General features: G+C 69.8%; 20 protein-coding genes and 1 pseudogene. 7 read left to right on the top strand and 14 right to left on the bottom strand.

All coding sequences use genetic code 11. The features are described 5' to 3' along the window. The first annotated feature begins 10 nt into the window (after positions 1-10). Positions 11-2,380, top strand: a complete 2,370-nt coding sequence (locus tag IPN47_18435) for a DPP IV N-terminal domain-containing protein (protein MBK9409981.1) — start codon at positions 11-13, stop codon at positions 2,378-2,380. A gap of 40 nt (positions 2,381-2,420) precedes the next feature. Here the strand turns inward: IPN47_18435 and IPN47_18440 are convergent, their stop codons facing one another. From IPN47_18440 to IPN47_18450, 3 genes are all read right to left on the bottom strand, one after another. Continuing rightward, on the bottom strand, positions 2,421-3,233 hold the full coding sequence (locus IPN47_18440; protein MBK9409982.1) for a 3-keto-5-aminohexanoate cleavage protein: 813 nt from the start codon (positions 3,231-3,233) through the stop codon (positions 2,421-2,423). Between the two features lie 79 nt (positions 3,234-3,312). Beyond that, positions 3,313-4,488 (bottom strand): acetyl-CoA C-acyltransferase, encoded by a 1,176-nt coding sequence (locus IPN47_18445; GenBank protein ID MBK9409983.1) that lies wholly within the window; start codon positions 4,486-4,488, stop codon positions 3,313-3,315. A 25-nt stretch (positions 4,489-4,513) separates the two neighbouring features. Next, a complete protein-coding gene (locus IPN47_18450; protein ID MBK9409984.1) occupies positions 4,514-6,619 on the bottom strand; it encodes an enoyl-CoA hydratase/isomerase family protein in 2,106 nt (701 codons plus the stop codon). 232 nt (positions 6,620-6,851) lie between these two features. On the opposite strand from IPN47_18450, the gene IPN47_18455 reads away from it, so the two are divergent. Both IPN47_18455 and IPN47_18460 read left to right on the top strand, forming a co-directional pair. Next, on the top strand, positions 6,852-8,867 hold the full coding sequence (locus tag IPN47_18455; protein ID MBK9409985.1) for an amidohydrolase family protein: 2,016 nt from the start codon (positions 6,852-6,854) through the stop codon (positions 8,865-8,867). A 58-nt stretch (positions 8,868-8,925) separates the two neighbouring features. Continuing rightward, positions 8,926-9,171, top strand: coding sequence for a hypothetical protein (locus tag IPN47_18460; GenBank protein MBK9409986.1), 246 nt, complete (start codon positions 8,926-8,928; stop codon positions 9,169-9,171). A 21-nt stretch (positions 9,172-9,192) separates the two neighbouring features. Here IPN47_18460 and IPN47_18465 read toward each other — a convergent pair whose 3' ends face one another. The 3 genes from IPN47_18465 to IPN47_18475 all read right to left on the bottom strand — a co-directional run bounded on the left by IPN47_18465 (position 9,193) and on the right by IPN47_18475 (position 11,421). Continuing rightward, positions 9,193-10,326 carry a di-heme enzyme gene (locus IPN47_18465; GenBank protein MBK9409987.1) on the bottom strand — a complete coding sequence of 378 codons (1,134 nt, stop codon included), beginning with the start codon at positions 10,324-10,326 and terminating at the stop codon, positions 9,193-9,195. Between the two features lie 2 nt (positions 10,327-10,328). Beyond that, positions 10,329-10,871: a molybdopterin-dependent oxidoreductase gene (locus IPN47_18470; protein ID MBK9409988.1), complete on the bottom strand. Its 543-nt coding sequence runs from the start codon at positions 10,869-10,871 to the stop codon at positions 10,329-10,331. A 334-nt stretch (positions 10,872-11,205) separates the two neighbouring features. Further along, positions 11,206-11,421: a hypothetical protein gene (locus IPN47_18475; protein ID MBK9409989.1), complete on the bottom strand. Its 216-nt coding sequence runs from the start codon at positions 11,419-11,421 to the stop codon at positions 11,206-11,208. Here IPN47_18475 and IPN47_18480 point away from each other — a divergent pair. Then, positions 11,414-12,091: an NADPH-dependent F420 reductase gene (locus IPN47_18480; protein MBK9409990.1), complete on the top strand. Its 678-nt coding sequence runs from the start codon at positions 11,414-11,416 to the stop codon at positions 12,089-12,091. The genes IPN47_18475 and IPN47_18480 overlap by 8 nt on opposite strands. Positions 12,092-12,613: 522 nt before the next feature. Here IPN47_18480 and IPN47_18485 read toward each other — a convergent pair. The 3 genes from IPN47_18485 to IPN47_18495 are packed head-to-tail and all read right to left on the bottom strand — an operon-like array spanning position 12,614 to position 14,658. Beyond that, entirely contained in the window at positions 12,614-13,378 is a 765-nt protein-coding gene (locus IPN47_18485; GenBank protein ID MBK9409991.1) for an ABC transporter permease, read from the bottom strand. A gap of 25 nt (positions 13,379-13,403) precedes the next feature. After that, complete coding sequence (locus IPN47_18490; protein ID MBK9409992.1) at positions 13,404-14,363, bottom strand: ABC transporter ATP-binding protein; 960 nt, start codon at positions 14,361-14,363, stop codon at positions 13,404-13,406. Then, positions 14,356-14,658 (bottom strand): PLDc_N domain-containing protein, encoded by a 303-nt coding sequence (locus tag IPN47_18495; protein ID MBK9409993.1) that lies wholly within the window; start codon positions 14,656-14,658, stop codon positions 14,356-14,358. The genes IPN47_18490 and IPN47_18495 overlap by 8 nt, the downstream gene beginning before the upstream one ends. A 428-nt stretch (positions 14,659-15,086) precedes the next feature. Between IPN47_18495 and bglX the strand changes: the two genes are divergently transcribed. After that, positions 15,087-17,264 carry a beta-glucosidase BglX gene (bglX, locus tag IPN47_18500; GenBank protein MBK9409994.1) on the top strand — a complete coding sequence of 726 codons (2,178 nt, stop codon included), beginning with the start codon at positions 15,087-15,089 and terminating at the stop codon, positions 17,262-17,264. Between the two features lie 36 nt (positions 17,265-17,300). On the opposite strand, the gene IPN47_18505 is transcribed toward bglX, so the two are convergent. Continuing rightward, positions 17,301-17,552, bottom strand: a complete 252-nt coding sequence (locus IPN47_18505; protein ID MBK9409995.1) for a hypothetical protein — start codon at positions 17,550-17,552, stop codon at positions 17,301-17,303. A gap of 103 nt (positions 17,553-17,655) precedes the next feature. Between IPN47_18505 and IPN47_18510 the strand changes: the two genes are divergently transcribed. Further along, complete coding sequence (locus tag IPN47_18510; protein ID MBK9409996.1) at positions 17,656-18,444, top strand: TVP38/TMEM64 family protein; 789 nt, start codon at positions 17,656-17,658, stop codon at positions 18,442-18,444. Positions 18,445-18,516: 72 nt separating this feature from the next. Here the strand turns inward: IPN47_18510 and IPN47_18515 are convergent, their stop codons facing one another. Further along, positions 18,517-20,076, bottom strand: coding sequence for a mercuric reductase (locus IPN47_18515; GenBank protein MBK9409997.1), 1,560 nt, complete (start codon positions 20,074-20,076; stop codon positions 18,517-18,519). A gap of 113 nt (positions 20,077-20,189) precedes the next feature. Between IPN47_18515 and IPN47_18520 the strand changes: the two genes are divergently transcribed. Further along, positions 20,190-21,008 (top strand): DUF547 domain-containing protein, encoded by an 819-nt coding sequence (locus IPN47_18520; protein ID MBK9409998.1) that lies wholly within the window; start codon positions 20,190-20,192, stop codon positions 21,006-21,008. 41 nt (positions 21,009-21,049) lie between these two features. Here the strand turns inward: IPN47_18520 and IPN47_18525 are convergent, their stop codons facing one another. The 3 genes and pseudogenes from IPN47_18525 to IPN47_18535 form a co-directional block, all read right to left on the bottom strand. After that, on the bottom strand, positions 21,050-21,613 hold the full coding sequence (locus IPN47_18525; GenBank protein MBK9409999.1) for an FAD-dependent oxidoreductase: 564 nt from the start codon (positions 21,611-21,613) through the stop codon (positions 21,050-21,052). Between the two features lie 119 nt (positions 21,614-21,732). After that, positions 21,733-22,107, bottom strand: a pseudogene (locus IPN47_18530) (FAD-dependent oxidoreductase). A 176-nt stretch (positions 22,108-22,283) separates the two neighbouring features. Beyond that, on the bottom strand, positions 22,284-22,526 hold the full coding sequence (locus IPN47_18535) for a zf-HC2 domain-containing protein (protein ID MBK9410000.1): 243 nt from the start codon (positions 22,524-22,526) through the stop codon (positions 22,284-22,286). Between the last annotated feature and the right edge of the window lie 4 nt (positions 22,527-22,530).

Consider the following 22,530-nt stretch of genomic DNA (forward strand, 5'->3'; position numbering starts at 1 on the left):
TCGCACGCACATGTCCGTACCGTTGCAACTCGTGACCGCCGCGCTCGCCGTCGTGCAGGTGCAGCTGCCGGCCCAGCACGTGGAACAGATGCCGGCGGAGACCTACGCGCGCGCCGAGCAGATGATGCCGACGCGCGGCGCGGAACTGGTGCTGCAGGATCGCATCGTTCCGCAATGGATTGCCGGGAGCGATCGCTTCTGGTATCGCGTGACCACGGCGCGCGGGAGTGCCTTCGTGTACGTCGATCCGGCGCGCCGCGTCCGGCGTCCGGCGTTCGATCATGCGCGTTTGGCCGCGGCGCTGTCCAAGGTCGCAGACACCGTCGTCGTCGCCGATTCGCTCCCATTCCGAACGCTGGGCTGGCAGGAAGAGGGGAAGGTCACGCGCGTGACGGTGAGCGTGCGGCGCAAGAACTGGCGGTGCGAGCTGGGCACCTACCAATGCATTGCCGCCGAGCAACCCGCGGCCGCCAACCCCAACGAAACACTGTCGCCCGATGGCAAGTGGGCGCTCTTTCTCGAGCATTACAACCTCTGGCTACGCAACACCGCCACCGGTGAGCGGCGCGCGCTCACGACTGACGGCGTGCGCCGCCATGAGTACGCGGGCTCCGTCGAGTACAGCACCGAGTGGGTGACCAATGCGCGCAACGGCTATCCTGCGCCGCCAGTGGCCCTCTGGTCTGCCGATTCGCGGCGCGTGCTCGTGCAGAAAGTCGACCAGCGCATGGTGCCGGAGACGCACCTGGTGCAGACGATCCGCGACACCGGCGTGCGCCCCAGGCTCTGGTCGTTTGCCTTCCCGTTCCCGGGTGACTCGCTGGCGCGCGCCACCTGGTGGGTGTTCGACATCACGACGGGTCGCGCGGTAGCGGGCGACGCGCCACCGATGGAGCTGGGGATCGTGCCGCTGCTGGCGTCCGGCGAAGCGTGGTGGGGCGATTCAGCGGGGACCACCGCGTACTACGTCGAACGCGGGCGCGGGGCCCGTGCCTGGTGGCTCAAGGCCCTCGATGCAGCGACCGGGCGCACCCGCACCATCGCGGAGGAGCGCGGCACCATGCTGGTGGAACCCGCGCCGGCGGTCGGCGCTCCGCCACTGGTGCGCGTGACCCCCGACGGGTCGGAAGTCATCTGGTTCTCGGAGCGAGACGGATGGGCCCACCTCTACCTCGTGGATGCAGCCACCGGGCAGGTGAAGCACCAGATCACCAAGGGCGAGTGGGTGGTGCGAGACATCGTGAAGCTCGATGCGCGCGCACGGACGCTCTGGTTCACGGCGTCGGGACGCGAGCCGGGGCGCGATCCCTACCTGCTGCATCTCTATTCCATCCGTTTCGACGGCACGGGGCTCACGCTGCTCACCCCGGAGGATGCGCAGCACCAGGTCACGCTCGGCGCGGGCGGCGGCTGGGTCGTGGATCGCATGAGTCGCCCCGACCTGGCGCCGGTGACGGTGGCCCGCTCGCTCGACGGCAAGACGGTGGTGCCGCTGGAGCGAGCCGACCTCACCCGGCTCTTGGCCGCGGGCTTTCGATGGCCCGAGCGGTTCGTCACCAAGGCGGCCGACGGCATGACCGACATCTACGGCATCATGTTCAAGCCGTCGAACTTCGATTCCACCAGGCGCTATCCGATCATCGAGGAGATCTATCCCGGGCCGCAACGCATCAACGTGCAGAAGACGTTCGTCGCGGGGAGCGAGGACCAGTCGCACGCCGAGCTGGGCGTGATCAGCATCCGCATCGATGGACGGGGCACGCCGTTGCGCTCCAGGGCGTTCCACGCCTACGCCCACGGCCACCTCGAGAACGACGGTGGCCTGGAGGATCATGTCGCCGCCCTGCGTCAGCTGGCGGCCACCCGTCCCTGGATGGACCTGGAGCGAGTGGGGATCTTCGGTAGTTCGGGGGGCGGCTTTGGCTCGGTGCGCGCGATGCTCACGTACCCCGACTTCTACAAGGTGGGGGTGAGCGCCAGCGGCAATCACGACATCCGCGGCTATCTCGCCCTGTGGGGCGAGACATACCAGGGCTATCCGGTGAGTGAGGACTATCTCGCCCCCGCCAACTGGACGTTGGCCGGGAAGCTCAAGGGGAAGCTCCTCCTGGCCTACGGAGAGCTGGACGACAACGTCGCCCCCGCCCACACGTTGCAGCTGATCGACGCCCTCACGCGCGCCAACCGGGACTACGACCTGCTCATCGCCACCAACGGGTCGCACTACATGGCCGCCAACACCTACTTCCGGCGCCGGCGGTGGGACTACTTCGTGCGGCACCTCATCGGGATGACGCCCCCCGACCACTACCTCATCACGACGCCCGCGGAGTACGAGCACAGCGGCACGCCACCCGACGTGCCGCGCCGGCGTCCCTGACGACCGCGCCCCGGCAGTCGGCCGGCACGCGGCTGCTCGACTAGGAGTTCGTGATGCCTAACAGCTGCCGCGCCTCGGCCGGGGTGGCGATCTCGCGTTGCAGCTCCTTGGCCAGGCGCACGGCGCGCTCCACCAGTTGCACGTTGGTCGCCAGCACCTTGTGCGAGTAGTAGAGATTGTCCTCGATCCCCACTCGGCAATGCCCGCCGAGGATCATGCCGAGGGTCGAGACCGGAAGCTGCGCGCGCCCCACGCCGATGCAGCTCCACTTGGCCCCCGCCGGCAGGAGGTTCATGAGCGTGAGCATGTTCTGCGGCGTGAACGAGAGCGCGTGCTGCACGCCGAGCACGAAGTCGAAGAAGGGCGGATCATTGATGAGCCCCATCTTCCAGAGGCGCGTCCCCGCCTCGATGTGGCTGGCGTCGAAGCACTCGATCTCGGGGCGCACGCCGTACTCCTGCATCTTCGCCGCCCAATACTCGGCGTAGTCGCTCCGGTTGATGTACGGCCCCTGCGGGAAGTTCACCGACCCCACGTTGAGGCTCATCATGTCGGGCCGGAGGTCGACGGCGCGGATGCGTCCCTCGCGGTCGTCGAGTCCCCAGCCGGTGGACATCTGCACGATGAGCGTCGTGTGCTTGCGCAGCCCCTCGAGCACGCGCGCGTAGAAGTCGTAGTCGAGGCACGCCTGCTGGTTGGCGTCGCGGGCGTGGTAGTGCAGGATCGACGCACCAGCCTCCCAGCAGGCAATGCCCGTCTCGATCACTTCCTCGACGGTGACGGCGACGTGCGGGGTGTGCTCCTTGGTGGCCACCGGCCCGTTGGGGGCAACCGTTATGATCAGTTTGTCCATCGTGCCATCTCGTGGCCACCGGTGGTGGCGTTGGTAGTTAGGCAGCGCCCCCGCACGCACCGTGGACGCGGCGTGTCGCTCAGCACACCTCGAAGACTCCCGCCGCCCCCATCCCACCACCGATGCACATCGTCACGCACACGCGTCGCGCGCCGCGGCGACGTCCCTCGATGAGCGCGTGTCCCGTGAGACGCTGCCCGCTCATCCCGTACGGGTGGCCCAGGGCGATCGCGCCGCCATTCACGTTGAGCCGGTCCATGGGAATCCCCAGCGTGTCGGCGCAGTACAGCACCTGCACGGCGAAGGCCTCGTTCAGTTCCCACAGGTCGATATCGGCCACGGTGAGCCCCAGGCGCGACAGCACCTTCGGGATCGCGTAGACCGGCCCGATTCCCATCTCGTCGGGCTCGCACCCGGCCACCGCGAAGCCGAGGAAGGCGCCTAACGGCTGAAGCCCATTGGCCTGCGCGAAGCGCTCGCTCGTCACCACGCAGGCGCCGGCGCCGTCGCTGAACTGGCTGGCGTTGCCGGCGGAGATGACGCCGCCGGGAATGGCGGTGCGAATGTCCTTGATGCCGTCGTAGGTCGTCCCGGCGCGCAGTCCCTCGTCCACGCTCGACGTCACCACCTTCGTGCGGATCCCGTTCACCGGGTCGGCGACCCCCGCGGTGACGGTGATGGGGGCGATCTCGTCGGCGAACAGGCCGGCCGCCTGGGCGGCGCACGCCTTCTGTTGGCTGGCCGCGCCATACTCGTCCATGCGTTGCCTGGAGATGGCATAACGCTTCGCGACCGTCTCGGCCGTCTGCAGCATGGGCCAGTACAGCTCCGGCTTGTGCTCCGCGATCCAGCGTTCGGCGATCATGTGCGTGTTCATCTCCTGCTGCACGCACGAGATGCTCTCCACGCCCCCGGCCACGTACACCTCGCCTTCGCCCGCGATGATGCGCTGCGCCGCGAGGGCGATGGTCTGCAGCCCGCTCGAGCAGAATCGATTGATCGTCATCCCGGCCACGCTCACCGGGAGCCCGGCGCGAATGGCGCACTGGCGCGCGATGTTGACGCCGGTGGCCCCTTCCGGGTTGGCGCACCCCATCAGGACGTCTTCCACGAGCGCGGGATCGATCCTGGCACACTCCAGCGCGTGCTGCACGACGTGCCCGCCGAGGGTGGCCCCGTGGGTCATGTTGAACGCCCCCTTCCAGCTCTTGGTGAGCGGGGTTCGGGCGGTGGAGACGATCACGGCGCGGTTCATCGGGGCATTCCTCCAGTCATGGCGCTCACGTAAACCGCTTGCCGTCGGCCACCAACGCAGCCAGAAGCGGCGCGGGGCGCCAGAAGTCGGCGTCGTCGTTAGGGTTGCGGGCAAAGCGCTTCATCGCCTCGACCACGTTGAAGAGCCCCTGGCTGTCGGCGTAGCAGAGCGGGCCCCCCCGATGGATCGGGAAGCCGTAGCCGGTGAGGTAGACGATGTCCACGTCGCTCGCCTTGTTGGCGATCCCTTCCTCGAGCAGGCGCGCGGCTTCGTTGACCAGCGCATACACCAGGCGGTGCACGATCTCGTCGTCGCTGATCCGGCGAGGCGCGATGCCTAACGCCCGCCGGTGCTCGGCGAGCAGTTGCTCCACCACCGGCGACGGGATCGCATCGCGCTTGCCCGGCACGTAGTCGTACCACCCCGCCCCGGTCTTCTGCCCGAAGCGCCCCGCCTCGCACACCACGTCGGCCGACCGGCTGTACTTCATGGTGGGATGCTCGACGTAGCGCCGCTTGCGAATGGCCCAGCCGATGTCGTTCCCCGCCAGGTCGCTCATGCGGAAGACCCCCATCGCGAAGCCGAACTTCTCCAGCGCCCGGTCCACCTGCGATGGCGACGCCCCTTCATCGAGCAGGAAGCCCGCCTGGCGGAAGTACTGCTCGATCATGCGATTGCCGATGAAGCCGTCGCACACACCGGCGACGACCGCCGTCTTCTTGATCGTCTTGGCCACCCCCATCACCGTCGCCAGCACGTCCTTCCCCGTCGCGGCGCCGCGCACCACCTCGAGCAGCTTCATCACGTTGGCCGGACTGAAGAAGTGCAGTCCCAACACGTCGGCCGGCCGCTTCGTGATGGATGCGATGTGGTTGATGTCGAGCGTCGAGGTGTTGCTGGCGAGGATGGCGCCGGGCTTGGCGACCGCGTCCAGCTTGGTGAAGACCGCCTCCTTCACCCCCATCTCCTCGAAGACCGCCTCGATGATGAGGTCCGCATCGCGCAGCGCCTCGTAGCTGAGCGTGGGCGTGAGCAGCGCCAGGCGCGCCTCGCAGGTGGCTTGGTCGAGCTTCCCCTTCTTCACCTGCCCTTCGTAGTTCTTGCGGATGACGCCGAGTCCGCGATCGAGCGCCTCCTGCGTGGTCTCCAGGATCGTGACCGGAATGCCGGCGTTGAGGAAGTTCATGGCGATCCCGCCCCCCATCGTGCCGGCGCCGATGATCCCCACCGCGGCCACCTGCCTAACGGGAGTCCCCTCGGGAACGTCGGGGATCTTGCTCGCCGCACGCTCGGCGAAGAAGGCGTGGCGCAGCGCCGCCGATTCTGGCGTCGCCATGAGTGCGACGAACAGCTCGCGTTCGCGGGCCATCCCGGCATCGAACGGCAAGGCCACGGCGCCCTGCACCGCATCCACGCACTTGGACGGCGCGGGGAAGTGCGGCGCCATCGCCTTGACCGTGTTGCGCGCAAACTGGAAGTACGCGTCGGCGTCACCGTGCGTGGCCGGGAGGTCGCGCACCCTGGGAAGCGGAGCGCCTGCGGTGTGCTTCGCTCCCATCTCGGTGGCGAAGGCCACCGCGCCGATCATGAGGTCGCCCTCGATGACCGCGTCGAAGAGGCGTTGCCCCGGCACGCGCGCCAGGACGTCGCTCTTCACCGGCTCACCACTCACGATCATGTTGAGCGCGGTTTCCACGCCGAGCACGCGCGGCAAACGCTGCGTTCCACCAGCGCCGGGGAGCAGGCCGAGCTTCACCTCGGGAAGGGCGATGCTGGCGCCTGGTGAAACGACCCGGTAGTGACAGGCGAGCGCCAGTTCGAGCCCTCCCCCCATCGCCACCGAATGAATGGCGGCGATGACCGGCTTGCCGCAGCGCTCCACGAGCAGGACCAGGCTGTTGAGGTTCGGCTCGGCGTATGCCTTGGGCGTCCCGAACTCGCGGATGTCGGCCCCGCCGGAGAAGGCCTTGCCCGCGCCGGTGAGGACGATCGCCTGGACCGATGGATCGGCCTCGGCGCCGCTGATGGCGCTCGCCACGGCCGATCGTGTGGCAAGGCTCAGCCCATTGACCGGCGGGTTGTCGAGCGTGATGACGGCGGTGCTGCCCAGGATGCTGTAGGTGGCGCTCATGTCAGTGCGGGTCCGTGTCGGCCTCTGCGGCGAGGCGACATATTGCAGCCGATCTCAGCGCCACGACAGGGCGCGCGCGCCAGTCCGTGTCGGCTCCGCAGCCTCCGGCGCCACGCGCACGCCACGCGCACGCCACGCGCACGCCACGCGCACGCCACGCGCACGCCACGCGCTCGACGCACGCTGACCGCGCCGTCCCGACGTCGACCCGTCCTCCTCTCGCACCCGCCGCATGCCGCTCCTCGCCCTGCTCCTGCTGGCCGTCGCGCCGCCGCTCCCCGCGCGCGACTCCACCGAGTTCATCGTCTGGAACCATGGGCGCCGCGCCGGCGAGATGCAGCTCGTCGTCACCGGCGACTCGGTCGCCGTGCGCTACCTGCACATCGACCGCCAGCGCGGCCCCAAGGTCGAGGGCTACTACCGGCTGAACGACGGACGCCCCGTATGGGGCGAGGTGCGGAGCGGCGGGGCGCAGGCGGCGGCGGCCGACATCTCCGGCAAGCCTATCGCCCTCCAGTCCCGCTTCTTCGAGCTGCGCGGCGCCGCGGTGCGGAGCTGGAGCGACGGCGACACCACGTCGACGCCGGCGCCGGCCGGTGCGTGGTTCCTCCCCCCCACCACCACCCCGTACGACGACGCCGCGCTCGCCGCCTGGCTCCTCCGGCAGCCGCAACGTTCGGCCCCCACCGTTCCCGCCGCCACCGCCCGCGTCGAGATCGCCGCCGAGACGCGCGTCACCGTCGGCGGCGCCGCGACCCGGTTGCAACTGGCGGCTATTCATGGCATCGACCTCTCGCCCAGGCTCGTCTGGCTCGACGACGCGGGGGCGCTCTTTGCCTCCAGCGCCGGTTGGTTCATCACCGTGCGCCGCGGCGCCGAGGGGATCCTGCCCACGCTGCGCGCGCTGGAGCTGCAGTGGCACGACGCGCGCGACGCCGCCCTCGCCACCCGCTTCGCCCCCAAACCGGCCGCAGCGATCGTGATCCAGAACGGCGACCTGTTCGACAGCGAGACCGGGACCATGCGCCCGCGCACGACGGTCGTCATCCAGGGTGAGCGCATCACCGCCGTTGGCCCCGCCGAATCGACCCGGGGGCCCGCCGGCGCCACCATCATCGACGCCACCGGGCGCACCATCATCCCCGGCATGTGGGACATGCACACCCACGCCTTCCAGGGGACGAGCGATGGCCTCTTGCAGCTCGCGGCAGGCATCACCACGGTGCGCGACATGGCCGCCGACCTCGACGTCGCCACGTCACTCCGTGACCGCGCCGACCGCGGTACGCTGCTCGGGCCGCGCATGATCCTCGCCGGCTTTGTCGAGGGGCCCGGCAAGTGGGCCGGCCCCACCGGCGTCCTCGTGCGGACCGAGGACGAGGCGCGCGCCGTCGTGGCGCGCTACGACTCGCTGGGCTATAAGCAGATCAAGCTCTACAACCTCGTGCACCCCGATCTGGTCCCCGTGATTGCCGCCGAGGCACATGCGCGCGGCATGCGCTTGAGCGGGCACATTCCCCGCGGGATGAGCGTGACCGCCGCCATCCGCGTCGGCTACGACGAGGTGCAGCACGGGGCGTTCCTCTTCTCCAACTTCTTCCAGGACTCGCTGTACTTCCCGCGCATGCGCGCCTACTCGGAAGTGGCGAGCCTCGTGGCCCCCACGTTCAACGTCGATGCGCCGGAGGTCACCGCGCTCGTCAATGTGCTGCGCGATCGCGGCACCGTGTTCGACGGGACGTTCAACATCTGGCAGGATCGCCAGCGCCTCCTCCCCGACGGCACCGACCCCGTCTTCGGCCCCACCATCGACTGGCTCCCGCCGGTGCTGCAGCGCGACCTGCGGGCCGGCGAGGGCGGATCGTCCGAGGCAATCGCCCGCGCACAATCGGCCTCGACCGCCTACCGGCGCATGCTCAAGCGCCTGTTCGATGCCGGGGTCACGCTCGTCGCCGGGACCGACAACGTCGCCGGACTCTCGTTTCACGGTGAGCTCGAGATCTACGAACGTGCCGGCATCCCCGCGCCTAACGTCCTGCAGATTGCGACCATCACGTCGGCGCGCGTGATGAAGCAGGACAAGGACTACGGGAGCGTGGCCGTGGGCAAGGTCGCCGACCTGGCGATCGTGGCCGGGCGGCCGGCGGAACGGATCACCGACCTGCGGAAGACGGAGATGGTTGTGCGCGCGGGACGGGTGTATCGGAGCCGGGCGTTGTATGAGGGGGCGGGGGTGGTGCCGCGATAGGAGTCGGCACCGACCCGACCATCGCACGCTGACTCTTCAAGGTTTCCCCGCGCACACAATGGACTTTCGTTTCCCCTTGCTCGTGACCCTCGCGCTCGTCGGCGGTCCACTGGTGTGGACCCTCTGGCGGCGCCGGCGCACCGGACTCCTCCTCGCACTCGGGGTCGCCGTCGCACTCTGGCTGCTCGTGGGGCCGGGCGTGCTGCTGGACGGGGGGCTCTCGTCGGCCCTGGCCGGCACCGGGCTCGTCATCGCGGTGGTGGTCGTCGTGGTGGCCGTGCGCTCGCGCGCGCGCCGCGACTAGCCGCGCACCGTCGGTGCCCCCCTACTTCCAGGGATCCCCCAACGCCGGATTCCGCAGGAACGCCGAGTCCGTCAGGCTCTCCAGGAACGCGATCACGTCCCGCTTCTCCCCCGCCGTCATCGCAAAGCCGTGCACGTTGGGCGCCTTGTTCGGGTTGGCGCGCCCCACGCCCGCGTAGGGCCCCGCGGCGATCGTGCGACCGCCGGCGGCATAGTGATCGAGCACCTCGCCTAACGTGGCGATGCTCCCGTCGTGCATGTACGGCGCCGTCACCGCGATGTTGCGCAGCGTGGGCGGGCGGAACTTGCCCACGTCGTCGGGCCGCCGCGTGACCCGATGGATCCCGGTGTTGCTCGCCGGATACGATGTCTCCCCCGGCAGGTTGTACAACCCCGTGTTGAAGAACGACGGCTCCACCGCCGGCCCCCCGTCGTAGCGCACCGCCCCGCTGAAGTTCCAGCCGCCATGGCACTGGAAGCACCCGCCCCGCTGTCCCGAGAAGAAGAACAGCTCCCCCCGCTTGGCCGATTCGGACAGGGCGTTTGGCTCGCCGCCGTAGCGATAGCGATCGTACGGCGACCGCATCGACACCATCGTGCGCTCGAACGCCGCGATCGCCTTCACCACGTTGGCAATCGTGTATCGATCGCCGGCTGGCGACGATTCGGGGAACGCGCGCGAAAAGCGCCGCTGGTACACGCTGTCGCGCTGCAGCACCGCGAGGAACCGCCCCTCCATGCCGCGCAACCCCAGCTCCACCGGCTCCGTCCCGAACATCGGCACCAGCGCCTGCGCCTCGAGCGCCGTCGTCACGGGATCGGCCCATGTCAGCGCCGGGCTGTAGCCGATGTTCGCCAGGCTCATGCTCCCGCGCGGGTGCATCTCGCCCGTCGTCCCCACCGCGCGCGCCAGGCCGTCGGTGAAGGCCAGTTCCTGGCGATGGCAGCTCGCGCACGACTGCGCTCCGTTCACCGACATGCGCCGATCGTAGAACAGGCGGCGCCCCAGCTCGACCTTGGCGGCGCTCATCGCGTTGTCTGCCGGCACGGGCGGTTTGGGGAATGGCGCCGGGATGTCCCACGCGAACGGCGGCGCCTGCGCCACCGCCGTCCCCACGGCCACGAGCGCGGCCATGGCCACCGCCGCGCGTCGCATCGTCACCGCTTCGTCTGCACCACCGTCACCGACGCCAGCATGCGAATCGACCGTGCCCCCCGCTTGTCGCCGGGCACGACCAGCCGGAATGCCCCCATCTCCCCAAACAGCGGCTTGCCGTCGGCCGCATCGGCCACGAGGTACTGGCCGTCGGTGATCTCGGGATCCAGTTCACCTAACGAGAAGAGCACCTGGTAACCGTCGCTCGCCGCGGCCAGCACGTACATCGACAGCGACCCCCCGCGGAGCCCGTTGCCAATCGGAAGCCCGGCCTTGCGCAGCACCTCCGCCAGCCACACCCCTTCGTACTTCGTGGCGATCCCGTTGTTCGTCGTGGTGACCGAGGCGCGTGGCATGGCGGCCAGGTCGGTTGCCGTCAGTGTCAACGGTTTCGGAACCGCCCCGCTCACCGCGATCGACGGCGCCCCCTGCTGCGCCGCGACCGGTGCAGCCGTCACCGCGAGCGACACCACCATCGACGCCGCCAGCATCCGGAGTCTCGTCCCGTAGCTCATGTAGGTGTCCCGGTTGAACTCAGTGCCCAAGCCGCACCCCCACCTGCACCGGATACCGGTCTCCCGCCTTCGGCAGTGCGCTGGCCGTCTCGTTCACGGGGTAACGATAGCGCTGGGTCGCGGCGTCGAAACCCACCCCGCCACTCAGACGAGACTCACGGTACGGATCGACTTCGAGGGGAGCCGGAGGCTGGGGCCGGGGACGATCGCATTGCTCGAGGCCATCAGCGCCACCGGCTCAACGCCGGAGCAGCACCTGCGAGCCGGAGGTTAGGCAGCCGGCGACGGCAAGGTGCGCCGCGACGGCCGGCGATATGTGCGATGGGACATTACGCCTCGCCAGAAGGCCCGGTCCACTTGCCGCCTAGCTCCCCTCCTTTCCCTCCTTCCGCAGCCGCCGCGCCCGTGCCGCCACCAGCGCGTGCCGCCACCAGCGCGTGCCGCACGGGAATCGTCCACGTGTCGGCGAGTAGCGGCAGCGCAGCAAGACCCCCGAGATTTCTTCCAGTCCGGGCGCCGCCACCCACCATTCGCCGCAGCGCCCGTCATACCTCGACTTCCACCGGGACACGATGCGCATCGCAGTCATCGGCAGCGGCAACGTCGGCGGCACCCTCGGCCGCCGCTGGGCAACGCTCGGGCACGACGTCGTCTTCGGCGTGCGTGACCCCAAACGCGGCGCTGCCGCCGTGAAGGGGGGCGCCGGCGAGGGCGCCCTTCCCGATCGTGCCCGCGTCGCCACCCCCGCACAGGCCGTGCGCGGCGACGACGGGTGGCGCGCCGACGTCGTCCTCGTCGCCACCCCTTGGCCGGCCGTCGCCTCCGCGCTCTCCGAGCTCGGCCCTGGCGCGCTCGACGGCGTCGTCCTCCTCGACGCCACCAACCCGTTAGGTCCCGGCCTCCGCCTGGAGTCGGGACCCGACGGCGCCTCGGGCGCCGAGCAGGTGCAAGCGCTCGCGCCGACGGCACGGGTGGTGAAGGCCTTCAACACCACCGGCTTCGACAACATGCGCGACCCGGTGTACGAAGGGCGCGCCTCGGTCATGTTCTACGCCGGCGACGACGCAGCGGCCAGGCAGGTCGCCCACCAGCTGGCGACCGACCTCGGCTTCGACGCCGTCGATGCGGGTCCCCTCGCGCGCGCGCGCGAGCTCGAGCACCTGGCGGTGCTCTGGATCTCGCTCGCCATGGGTGTCGGTGGGACGCCGAGCCATGGGCGGAGCATCGCGTTCCGGTTGATGCGGCGATAGTCGGAGCAGGGTGCCGGGACGACACGCTGCGATCCTGCCGCTTCTCTCTAGTCTCCCCCGCTTCCGTTCCGTAGCTTCGCCGCAGCACTGACTTGCGGGGTGCGCGTGGAGCGGGAACGGCGATCGTCGTCAGATCACCCTCGCTGCGCAGCTCCAGCATCCGCACATCGTAGCGGTCTTCGATTCCGTCGAGGCCGCCGACGACGACCTGTGGTTCACGATGCCGTACATCCCTTGGGTGCCATGATGCGCACACGGGTGGCGCTCAGCGCGTTGGGTGAGGGCCGGGAACTGCAGTGTCGTTCGCGAGAAGAGCGTATTCGGCTACGCCGTTGGCCAGGGTGAAGATGAGGGGGGGCCGTTGCGGCGCGTCACCTGGCAGTCTGGAGGACACGTACACACCACCGGCGACCGTCAAGGCCATACGCGATCAGCGCGCCGTCGTGCTGCAACAGAGCAGCGATGCATGGAAAGCGTCGGCTCCGGGATGGTCACCGCCCCCAGCCCTGTCCCAAGCTCCGCCTAGATCTCCTTCCCCCGAAACACCACCACCGCCGCCACCGCGAATCCGACCATCCCCACCATCGCCGTCCCCACCGGCCAGCCCCACCACAGGTCTCCCCCGCGCAGCGCGTTCGCAATCGCCGCCGAGAGCCCGACAAACGAGTACCGCTCGGCCGCCGGCCACATCGACAACAGCAGCAGCACCATCACGAACGCCAGCCCGGCCCCCGCCGCGCCGCCGCGCGAACGGAAGCTCGCCGAGAAGAAGACCATCGCGCTCACGACGAGCCCCGCGTGTACGAGCCAGATCGCGACCGCGGTGAAGAGCGGCGCCGCAGGCACCGGTGGAAAGAGCGCGCGGGTCACGAGCAGCGTCACCACCGTCGTCAGCATCGTGGCCGCCAGCAGCAAGGCCAGCTCGGCCACCAGCTTCGACAGGATGAACGCGGCGCGCGACACGGGCTTCGTGAGGACCATGATCGCCGTCCCCGAGGCGCGCTCGCCGGAGACCAGCCCGCCGCCGCCGATGATCAGCGCCAGCAGCACCATCTGCATGAGCCCCTTCACGAACTGTGCGTAGGCGTCGACGGCCGTGGGATCGGGAACGGTGATGACGACGCCCGGCTGCTGCGCCGCCATCGACGCCAGCAGGCGCGGCGTGAGCAACGCCATAATCGGCCCGGTGACGGCAAAGAAGGCGAGGATCCCGGGAACGACCCAGAGCCGCCACGTGCGCCGGATCTCGAGGAACTCCTTGGCGAGCAGGGGAATGAAACCGCTCATGAATCCGTCCGCGGCTGCTCGCAGGTCATGCGCGCTCCCCTCCCACCAGCTGCACGAAGACGTCCTCGAGGCTGACCTCCTCATTCGCCAGCCGCAACAGCCCGAGCTCGGCATCGGCCACGGCGCGCGGCAGGACATGCGCCGCGCGCTGGGCATCGGAGACCGTCAGGCGCAATGTGGCGTCCTCGATGTCGCAGGCGACGAGCCACGGCGCTCCCTCCAGCCGCTCGGCGAGCACACGTGCGTCACCGTCGACCGTCACCGCCAGGCGGTGCACCCCCGCCCGTTCCTTGAGGGCGGCGACGCTGGAGTTGGCCACTACGCGCCCGTGGTCCAGGATGGCCACCGTGTCGCACACCCGCTCGACGTCGGCCAGGATGTGGGTGGAGAAGAACACGGTGGCTCGGCCGCGCAGCGAGGCGACGGTTTCCAGCACCTCACGCCGCCCGATCGGGTCGAGGGCGCTGGTGGGTTCGTCGAGGATGAGCAGGCGCGGGGCATTGATGAGCGCCTGCGCGATTCCCAGCCGCTGCTTCATCCCGCGCGAGTACCCGCCGATGCGCGTGGCCACGTTCGTTAGGCCGGCGAGGTCGAGCAGGTCGTCCACGCGCTGGCGCAACGCCGAGCCCCCGAGCCCGAACAGGCGCCCGGTGAAGCCCAGAAACTCGACCGCCGTCATCCAGTCGTAGAAGCCCGGCACGTCGGGGAGGAAGCCGATCTCGCGCGCGATCGCCGCCCGATCGTGTGCCAGGTCGCGCCCGACGACGCGCACCGTCCCAGCCGTGGCGTGCGCCAGCCCGGTGACGATACGGATGGTCGTCGTCTTCCCGGCACCGTTAGGCCCGAGGAAGCCGAAGATCGAGCCGTTCGGGACCCGCAGCGAGATCCCATCCAGCGCCACGGCGGTGCCGAACTCCTTGCGGAGCGACCGGATGTCGAGCGCGGCTGCGGTCGACGCCTCCGCGGGACCCGACTCGTCAGGCATCGCGGTCGCCGTACAGGCGGTCCACCGCGGCGCGGCGTTTCCCGCTGCGATCGCCGCCGGGGAGATCCTCGAACGTCGCCGGCAGCGGCGCGCTTCGGCCAACGACGAGATAGACGATTGCCCCGAGCAGGTTGCCGAAGAGGATGACGACCGCCCAGACCCACTTGCGTCCGCCCGGCACTACCTCGCGACGGGAGAGGTCGAGCAACCCCCAGACCTGCAGCGAGAGCTGCACGAGCACGAGGGCGCCGAGGGCGATCAGCAATCCGGTGGGGAGGTCGCGGAGCTTTTCCATGGGCATATGCATAGCAGTCGTGCTCGCCGGGGGGAACATCCCCCGCACTCGCCGACGCTCTCCACGGTAGGCCACCGCGGCAGGACACTGCAACCGCCCCCGTATTGCCGCCGCGCGACGTTTCACTCGCCGCACCGCGCCCCTAACATGCGTACAGCACGGACGACGAACCGCTCGTGACCGTCGCGCCAGCCCGACGCACCTCCCGCGTTGCTTCCCACCAGATGACCATCATGCGCCCCGCACTCGCCTCGTTGCTGCGTCGTACCCCCTTCGCGGCGACGTCAGCGGTCCTGTTCGTTCTTTCCGCGTGCACCACCACGACCGGGCGTACGCCCGCTCCGCTCACCACCTCGGGCAGCACGCCGACAGCTCGAGTGGCCACGGGTGACGGCGACCGGAGCGCCGTGCGCACTCCCGATGCGCGCATGGAGCGCTTTGTCGACTCGGTCCTCGCCGGCCTCACGCTCGAGGAAAAGTTGGGACAGCTCACCCAGTACCGTGGGCAATTTGGACTCACCGGGCCGCAGACCCCCGAGGCCGGGGCGGTCGACATTCGCGCCGGACGCGTCGGCTCGTTCCTGGGCGTCGTTGGCGCCGCGGTCACCCGCGAGATGCAACGGGTGGCCGTCGAGGAATCGCGGGCGAAGATCCCGGTCCTCTTCGCCCACGACGTCGTCCACGGCTTCCGCACCATCTTCCCCGTCCCCCTGGCCGAGGCGTCGAGTTGGGACCCGGCCGCGGTGCAGCGCGCCGCCCGCATTGCAGCTGCCGAAGGGGCGGCCAACGGCCTGCACTGGACCTTTGCGCCGATGGTCGACATCGCGCGCGATCCGCGCTGGGGGCGCGTGGTCGAGGGCTCGGGAGAAGATCCGTATCTGGGAAGCGTGATGGCCGCCGCCCGCGTGCGCGGCTACCAGGGGAACGACCTGCGCGATTCGCTCGCCCTCATCGCCAGCGTCAAGCACTTCGTCGGCTATGGCGCCGCCGAGGGGGGGCGCGACTACAACACGACCGATATCCCGGCGCGTACGCTGCGGGAGATCTATCTCCCGCCGTTCCAGGCGGCGGTGAACGCGGGGGCGCGATCGGTGATGGCCTCGTTCAATGAGATCGACGGCGTCCCGATGCATGCGAACCGCGCGCTCATCGACGGCGTGCTGCGCGATCGCTGGGGATGGGACGGCATCCTGGTGAGCGACTACACCGGCGTGATGGAACTGCTCAACCACGGCATCGGTGGCGACACCGCCACCGTCGGACGACTGGCGCTCGACGCCGGGATCGACGTCGACATGGTGAGCAACATCTACTTCTCGTATCTCCCCGCCGAGGTGCGCGCTGGCCGACTGCCGCTGGCCGCAGTCGACAGCGCGGTGCGCCGCGTGCTGCGCGTGAAGTACGAGATGGGGCTGTTCGCCGACCCGTACCACCACAGCAGCGAGGCGCGTGAACGGGCGCTGACCCTCTCGCCCGCCTACGTGGCCGAGGCGCGCGACATGGCCCGGCGCTCGATCGTGCTGCTCAAGAACAGCGGCGGCGCCCTCCCCTTGTCGAAGTCGTTAGGCACGCTGGCCGTGATCGGGACACTCGCCGACGACGCACGCTCGGCCCTCGGCAACTGGGCCGCCGTGGGACGCCCGGAGGACGCCGTCACGATCCTCGCCGGCATTCGGCAGGCGGTCGGCTCGCGCACGCGCATCCTCTACGCGCCGGGCGCCCCGGTCGACAGCGCCGACACGACTGGCTTCGCCCAGGCCGTGCGGATCGCCCGGCAGGCCGATGCCGTGGTGCTCGTGCTCGGCGAGCACCAGGACATGAGCGCCGAGGCGCGCAACCGCGCGTCGCTCGACCTGCCGGGGGTGCAGCTGCAACTGGCGCAGGCTGTGGTGGCCACCGGCAAGCCGGTGGTTGTGATCCTCGAGAACGGCCGCCCGCTGTCCATCCCCTGGCTCGCCGAGCACGTCCCCGCCATCCTCGAGACGTGGTACCTCGGCGTACAGATGGGGCCCGCCGTGGCCGACGTCCTGTTTGGCGACGCCAATCCCGGAGGCAAGCTCCCGGTGTCGTTCCCGCGCACCGTCGGACAGGTCCCCGTCTACTACAATCACAAGAACACCGGGCGTCCCCCCGACGAGCGCGAACGCTACACGTCCAAGTACCTCGACGTGCCGTGGACCCCGCAGTGGGCGTTCGGGCATGGGTTGAGCTACACGACGTTTGCCTATGAGCCCCCGACGCTCAGCGCCACGCAGCTCGCGATGGGTGACTCCGTCGTCGTGCGTGTGGCGCTCACCAACACCGGGACACGTGCCGGCGACGAGGTGGTGCAGCTGTATGTGCGTGACGACGTCGGGAGCGTGACGCGCCCGGTGAAGATGCTGCGCGGCTTCGAACGCGTCTCGCTCACGCCGGGCGAGCGCCGCACCGTGTCGTTCACCCTGCGGCCGCGCGACCTGGCGTTCTACGACCTGGACATGCGCCACGTGGTGGAGCCCGGGACGTTCACCGTGTACGTCGGGGGCAGCTCCGTCGACGTGCGCGAGGCGCGCTTCCGCGTGACGGGGACGACGATGGTGGTGCCCGATCGGGGGCTGATACCATAGAGGAAGGTCGCTGCTGCCCTGCACGGGCCTATACCATCACGTCGCATCCCGCCACGCCAACGCCACCAACGGCGACACAACGAGAAACTGCACGACCGTGAACGCCGACTCCAGCAACAGGAGGGAGGAAACCGACGTCATGCGGTACTTCGCCGCCACCGGCAGCGTCGTGAACGTCCATGCCAGCACGCCTAACACCAGGGCAAAGCCCGCCGCCCCCTGCAACCACGCCTCGCGATTCGTGCTGAACACTCGCGGATAGAGCCAAGCGAAGATCAGCGCCTGCACGATCATCGTGACGAGCCCCAGGGGGTGGGAGCCGGTGCGGCGGGTAACGTAGCAGACGGGAGGACACGTGCGCACCACTGGAACTTCACCCCCCTCCGCGGTCTTGCCTCCGACATGGCACGCGCTGGTCTCTCCCCTCTCCGCCGATGTCGCCCTCCACCCCCTCCGCCGCCACGACCGCACCACGATTCAACCGCTGGCTGATCGTCGCCGCGGCCGCCCTCGTTGGCGTGCTCCTGGTCGTCTCGGCCAGCGCGCAGCTCCCCTCATCCCGCGATTCTCGACCTACGTCGCCTCGCTCGGCCCTGCCGGCCCAGCGGTCTTCGTCGTCGGCTACGCACTCGCGACCGTGGGCTTCATCCCCGGCTCGCTCCTCACGCTCTCCGCCGGCGCGATCTTCGGCCTCGGCTGGGGGGTCGTGCTGGTCTTCATCGCCGCCACACTCGGCTCCACGCTCGCCTTCCTCATCGCGCGCTATGGCGCCCGCCAGGCCATCGCCCGGCGCGTCGACAGCAATCCGCAGTTTGCCGCCGTCAACAGGGCCATTGCCGCCCAGGGACGCCGCATCGTCTTCCTCCTGCGCCTCTCCCCGGCCTTCCCCTTCTCGCTCCTCAACTACGCGCTCGGCCTCACCACCGTCTCGCTGCGCGACTATGTCCTCGCGGGCATCGGCATGCTCCCGGGGACCGTCCTCTACGTCTACTACGGCAAGCTCGCCGGCGACGTCGCCTCGCTCGCTTCAGGGGCGGCACCGGCGCGCGGCACCGGCTACTACGCGGTGCTCGGGCTCGGCCTGCTCGCCACCATCGCCGTCACCACCATCGTGACGCGCACGGCGCGCCGCGCCCTTCGCGACGCCACCGCAGCAGCGGCGCCGGACGAGGAGACCTAACGACGCACGCGATGGACAAACAAAAGGCGCCGCGTCCCGACCATTGGGACGCGGCGCCTTTTGCTGGGTCGGTCAGCGAAAGAGCCGGAACCAAGTGGCAAACAGTGCCTTCGCACTCGACGTCAGCTTCCGCCGCCGCCACGTATCGGCCGCACGCCGAAAGACGTCGGACTGCGTGGGATATGCATGGATGGTTGCCCCCACCTTGCCGAGCCCGAGCCCGTGCGTGATGGCGACCCCCAGCTCGCCAATCATTTCCCCCGCATGCGCCGCGACCAACGTCGCCCCCACGATGCGATCGGTGCCGCTGGCCAGGTACACCTTGAGGAAGCCCGCATCATCCCCCTCCAGCACCGAGCGATCGTTCGCCGTCAGGTCCACGCGCAGCACCTCGACCGCCTGGCCCCGTGCCTGCGACTCGTCAGGCGTCGCCCCCACGTGCGCCACCTCGGGCGACGTGTAGGTCACGCGCGGCACCACCAGGTCGCGATTGCCCCCGCCACCCATGCCGAAGAAGAGCGCATTGGCCACCGCCCGCCGCGCCTGCGCATCGGCCACGTGCGTGAACTGCAGCGCCGAGGCCACGTCGCCGATCGCGTAGATGCGTCGGTTGCTCGTCTGGTAGCGGTCGTTGACCGTCACGCCGGCGCGCGTCGTCGCCACTCCTGCCGCCTCGAGCCCCAGCCGCTCCACGTTCGGAGTGCGACCGGTGGCGACGAGCAGGCGATCGGCGTGCAGCACCGAGCTGCCATGCTCCCCCGCCAGCTCCACCGCGAATGTCCCCTCCGCATGCCCCACACTGGCGATGCGCGCGCCGTTCACCACCCGCACACCGTCAGCCGCAAGCGAGCGGGCGACGATCGCGGCCGCGTCGGCATCCTCGCGCGGCAGCACGCGGGAGTCGGCATGCACGAGCGTGACCTCGGTCCCGAAGCGCGCAAACGACTGCGCCAGCTCGGTGCCGATGGGGCCACCGCCAATCACCACCAGCCGCTCGGGACGTTCGGTGAGGGAGAAGATCGACTCGTTGGTGTCGTACGGTGTGTCCGACAACCCGGGAATGGGGGGGCGCGCCGCGCGCGCCCCGGTGGCGATGATCGCCCGCCGAAAGCGGAGCGTCGCGCCACCGACCATGAGCGTGTCGGCGCCGGTAAATGCCCCTTCGCCAATGAAGACATCGACACCGAGTCCGGCAAAGCGCGCGACGCTGTCCACGTCCGAGAGATGGGCCCGCAGCGTGCGCATGCGGGCCATCACCGCTCCGTAGTCGCCGTCACCTGCAACGGCCGGCCCCCCGAAGTCGCGGGCCGCCGTGCGCGCATCATGCCACGCCCGCGCCGCGCGGATGACCGCCTTGGACGGCACGCAGCCGAAGTTGAGGCAGTCGCCGCCAAACATGTGACGCTCGACGAGCGCAACGCGTGCGCCCAGCCCGGCCGCGATCGCTGCCGACACCAGCCCCGCCGTCCCCGCCCCGACCACTACCAGGTGATATCGGTCCTTGGGGGTGGGGTTATTCCACCCACTGGGGGCGACGTTGCGCAGCAGCTCGGCGTTGGCGCCGTCATACGGAGAGAGCTCCACGGGAGACGGCCAGTCGACCGGTCGCGTCTCGTGAGAATTGGCAGGCATTGAATGGCTTCCAGGTAGTCGGTCGTCGTCGAGCGTCAAGTCGACCCGGCGGCCGGGAGTTCCACGTTCGCCATACGGAACTTCCTGCGCGACTGGCGTCTTTCAGCGTCCAGATGCCCATCGCCCGCGTCTCCCGTCTTCGTACCGCGCTCACCACCGCGCTCGCGCTCGTGGCCGTGCTCGCCGCGGCACCGCTCGCCGCCCCGCTCCGGGCGCAGGGGCTACCACCGCAACTGCACGCGCCTTTCGATTCGCTGCTGCGCCAGCACGTGCGCGACGGCCTCGTGGACTACGACGCCATGGCGCGCGCGCCGCAGTTTGCCGCCTACCTCGGCACGCTCGCGCGCACCAGGTCCGACGGTTGGCCGCGCGCCGAGCGCCTCGCCTTGCTCATCAACGCCTACAATGCCTACACCATCGCCCAGGTCAACGCGCATAACGAGCGTCGCTCCATCCGCAACATCAACAAGTCGTTTGGTGTCGTGGGGAGCGGTGCGTGGGGCGAGAAAATGGCCACCATTGGCGGTGTGACGCTCACTCTCGACGAGATTGAACACGAACGGATTCGCCCGGTCTTCAAGGAGCCACGCATCCACTTCGCCCTCGTCTGCGCCGCCCGGGGCTGTCCCCCGCTGCGCGCCGAGGCATATCGCGGCGACGTCCTGGACCAACAGCTCACCGACCAGGCGCAGCGCTTCCTGCTGCGCTCCCCTACGAAGAACCGTGTCGACGTCGCCGCAGCGACCGTCTACCTGAGCCCGATCTTCAAGTGGTACGGCGGCGACTTCGGGAAGGACGAAGGCGCGCGTCTGCGCTACATCGGCTCGTTCTTCCCCGACGGCGCGGAGGCACGACTCCTCGCCACCGGTCGGGCGCGCATTCGGTGGACCGACTACGACTGGAGCCTCAACATCCTCGGCAAGGCACACTGATCGCGAGCGAGTCCAACGACGCCGGGAGGGCGGCGTCAGGCTCACGGTGAGTGGCGCACGCCGACAGGCGGCGCGAACCGTCGCATGAAGCGACGATCGAGCCAGTCCTTCCACCGCATCGCCCACCGTCCCTGGGCCACCAGTCCCCCCCACGAGGCCAGCGCCGTTCCATCCCCTGCGTTGGCCAGCGCCAGGAACCGCTGCTGCGGGCGATAGGCGTCCGGGCGCGCCCCATCACCGAGTGCGTGGGCCAGCGCGAGCACCAGCCGCGGCCCCATGCGCACGGCGTACACCCCCGCCTTGGGCGTGTCGGGCCACGACGCGAGCGACGCCGAGTCGCCAGCCGCAAAGACGCGGGGATCGCCGACCGACTGCAGCCGGTCGTCCACCAGCAGGAAGCCGCGCGCATCAACCGGCAACCCGCTCGCGGCCAGCCACGGCGCCGCTTCTCCCCCCGTGGCCCACACCACCAGGTCGGCCCGACGCCGCTGCAGCTCGCCGGCATGCTGCAGCGTGATGCGTCCGGCATCGAGCTGCACCGGCGCCGTCGCCAGCCGCAACTCGATCCCACGCGCTTCGCACACGCGCTGGAGTCGCTGCGACACCGCGGATGACGGTCGCTGGCGAGCACGGTGTCGCGCGAGACGAGGGCGACGCGCACGGACTGGCCGCCCCCCGCGCCTTCAAGCGTGCCTGCAGGCGCGCCGCGCGGCGCGACTCCGTTGGCCCGCGTCCGGATGGCGAGCGCCAACTCGACCCCCGCCATCCCGCCGCCGACCACCACCACCTCTCCGCCCCCGCTGCGCGCGAGGGCATCGAGCCGCTCACCGATGGTACGGATCGCCGCCAGCGGCTTCACCGCGACCGCATGCTCGGCCACACCAGGGATGGCCTTCCCACTCACCTGCGAGCCGACGGCAATGGAGCAGACGTCGTACGGCACGGTGCTGCCATCGGCAAGCGTGAGCGTACGAGCGCGCGGGTCAATGCCTGTCACGTGCGCAGGTAGCAGCGTACCGCCAGCTGCACGTACCGCCGCCGCGACGTCGATCGACAGTTCGTCGATCGTGTACTGCCCGGCGAGCCATCCGGGGACCATTCCGCTGTAGACGTGGCGCGCCTCGCCCGTGCACACCACCAGGTCGCACGCGGGGAGCCGTCCCTGGCGCGCCGCTTCGAGCACGAACAGGTGCGAGTGCCCGAGTCCCGCGAGGACGAGGCGAGGGCGCGCAGCGGCATCGGGGAGCGGTTGCACCAGCTCGCCGGAACGTTCGGTCACGTGGGCTGGAACCCTTCGGCCTGCAGGACTGACCTGACCTTCGCCGCCAGTCCGTCGGTGTCGACCGGCTCGCGTCGCACCTGTGCGACCGCGCGCAGGAACGCACGCTCGAACTCGGCGTGCGGATGGCAGCGCCCGCACATGGCCAGGTGCGCCTCGATCGCCTGCATGCGCTCAGGGGTCAGCTCGCCATCCAGGTAGTCCCAGAGTTGGCGCATCACTTCGTCGCAGTTGATCATCGGC

This window comes from Gemmatimonadota bacterium (assembly GCA_016719105.1).
Taxonomy (GTDB): Bacteria; Gemmatimonadota; Gemmatimonadetes; order Gemmatimonadales; family Gemmatimonadaceae; genus SCN-70-22.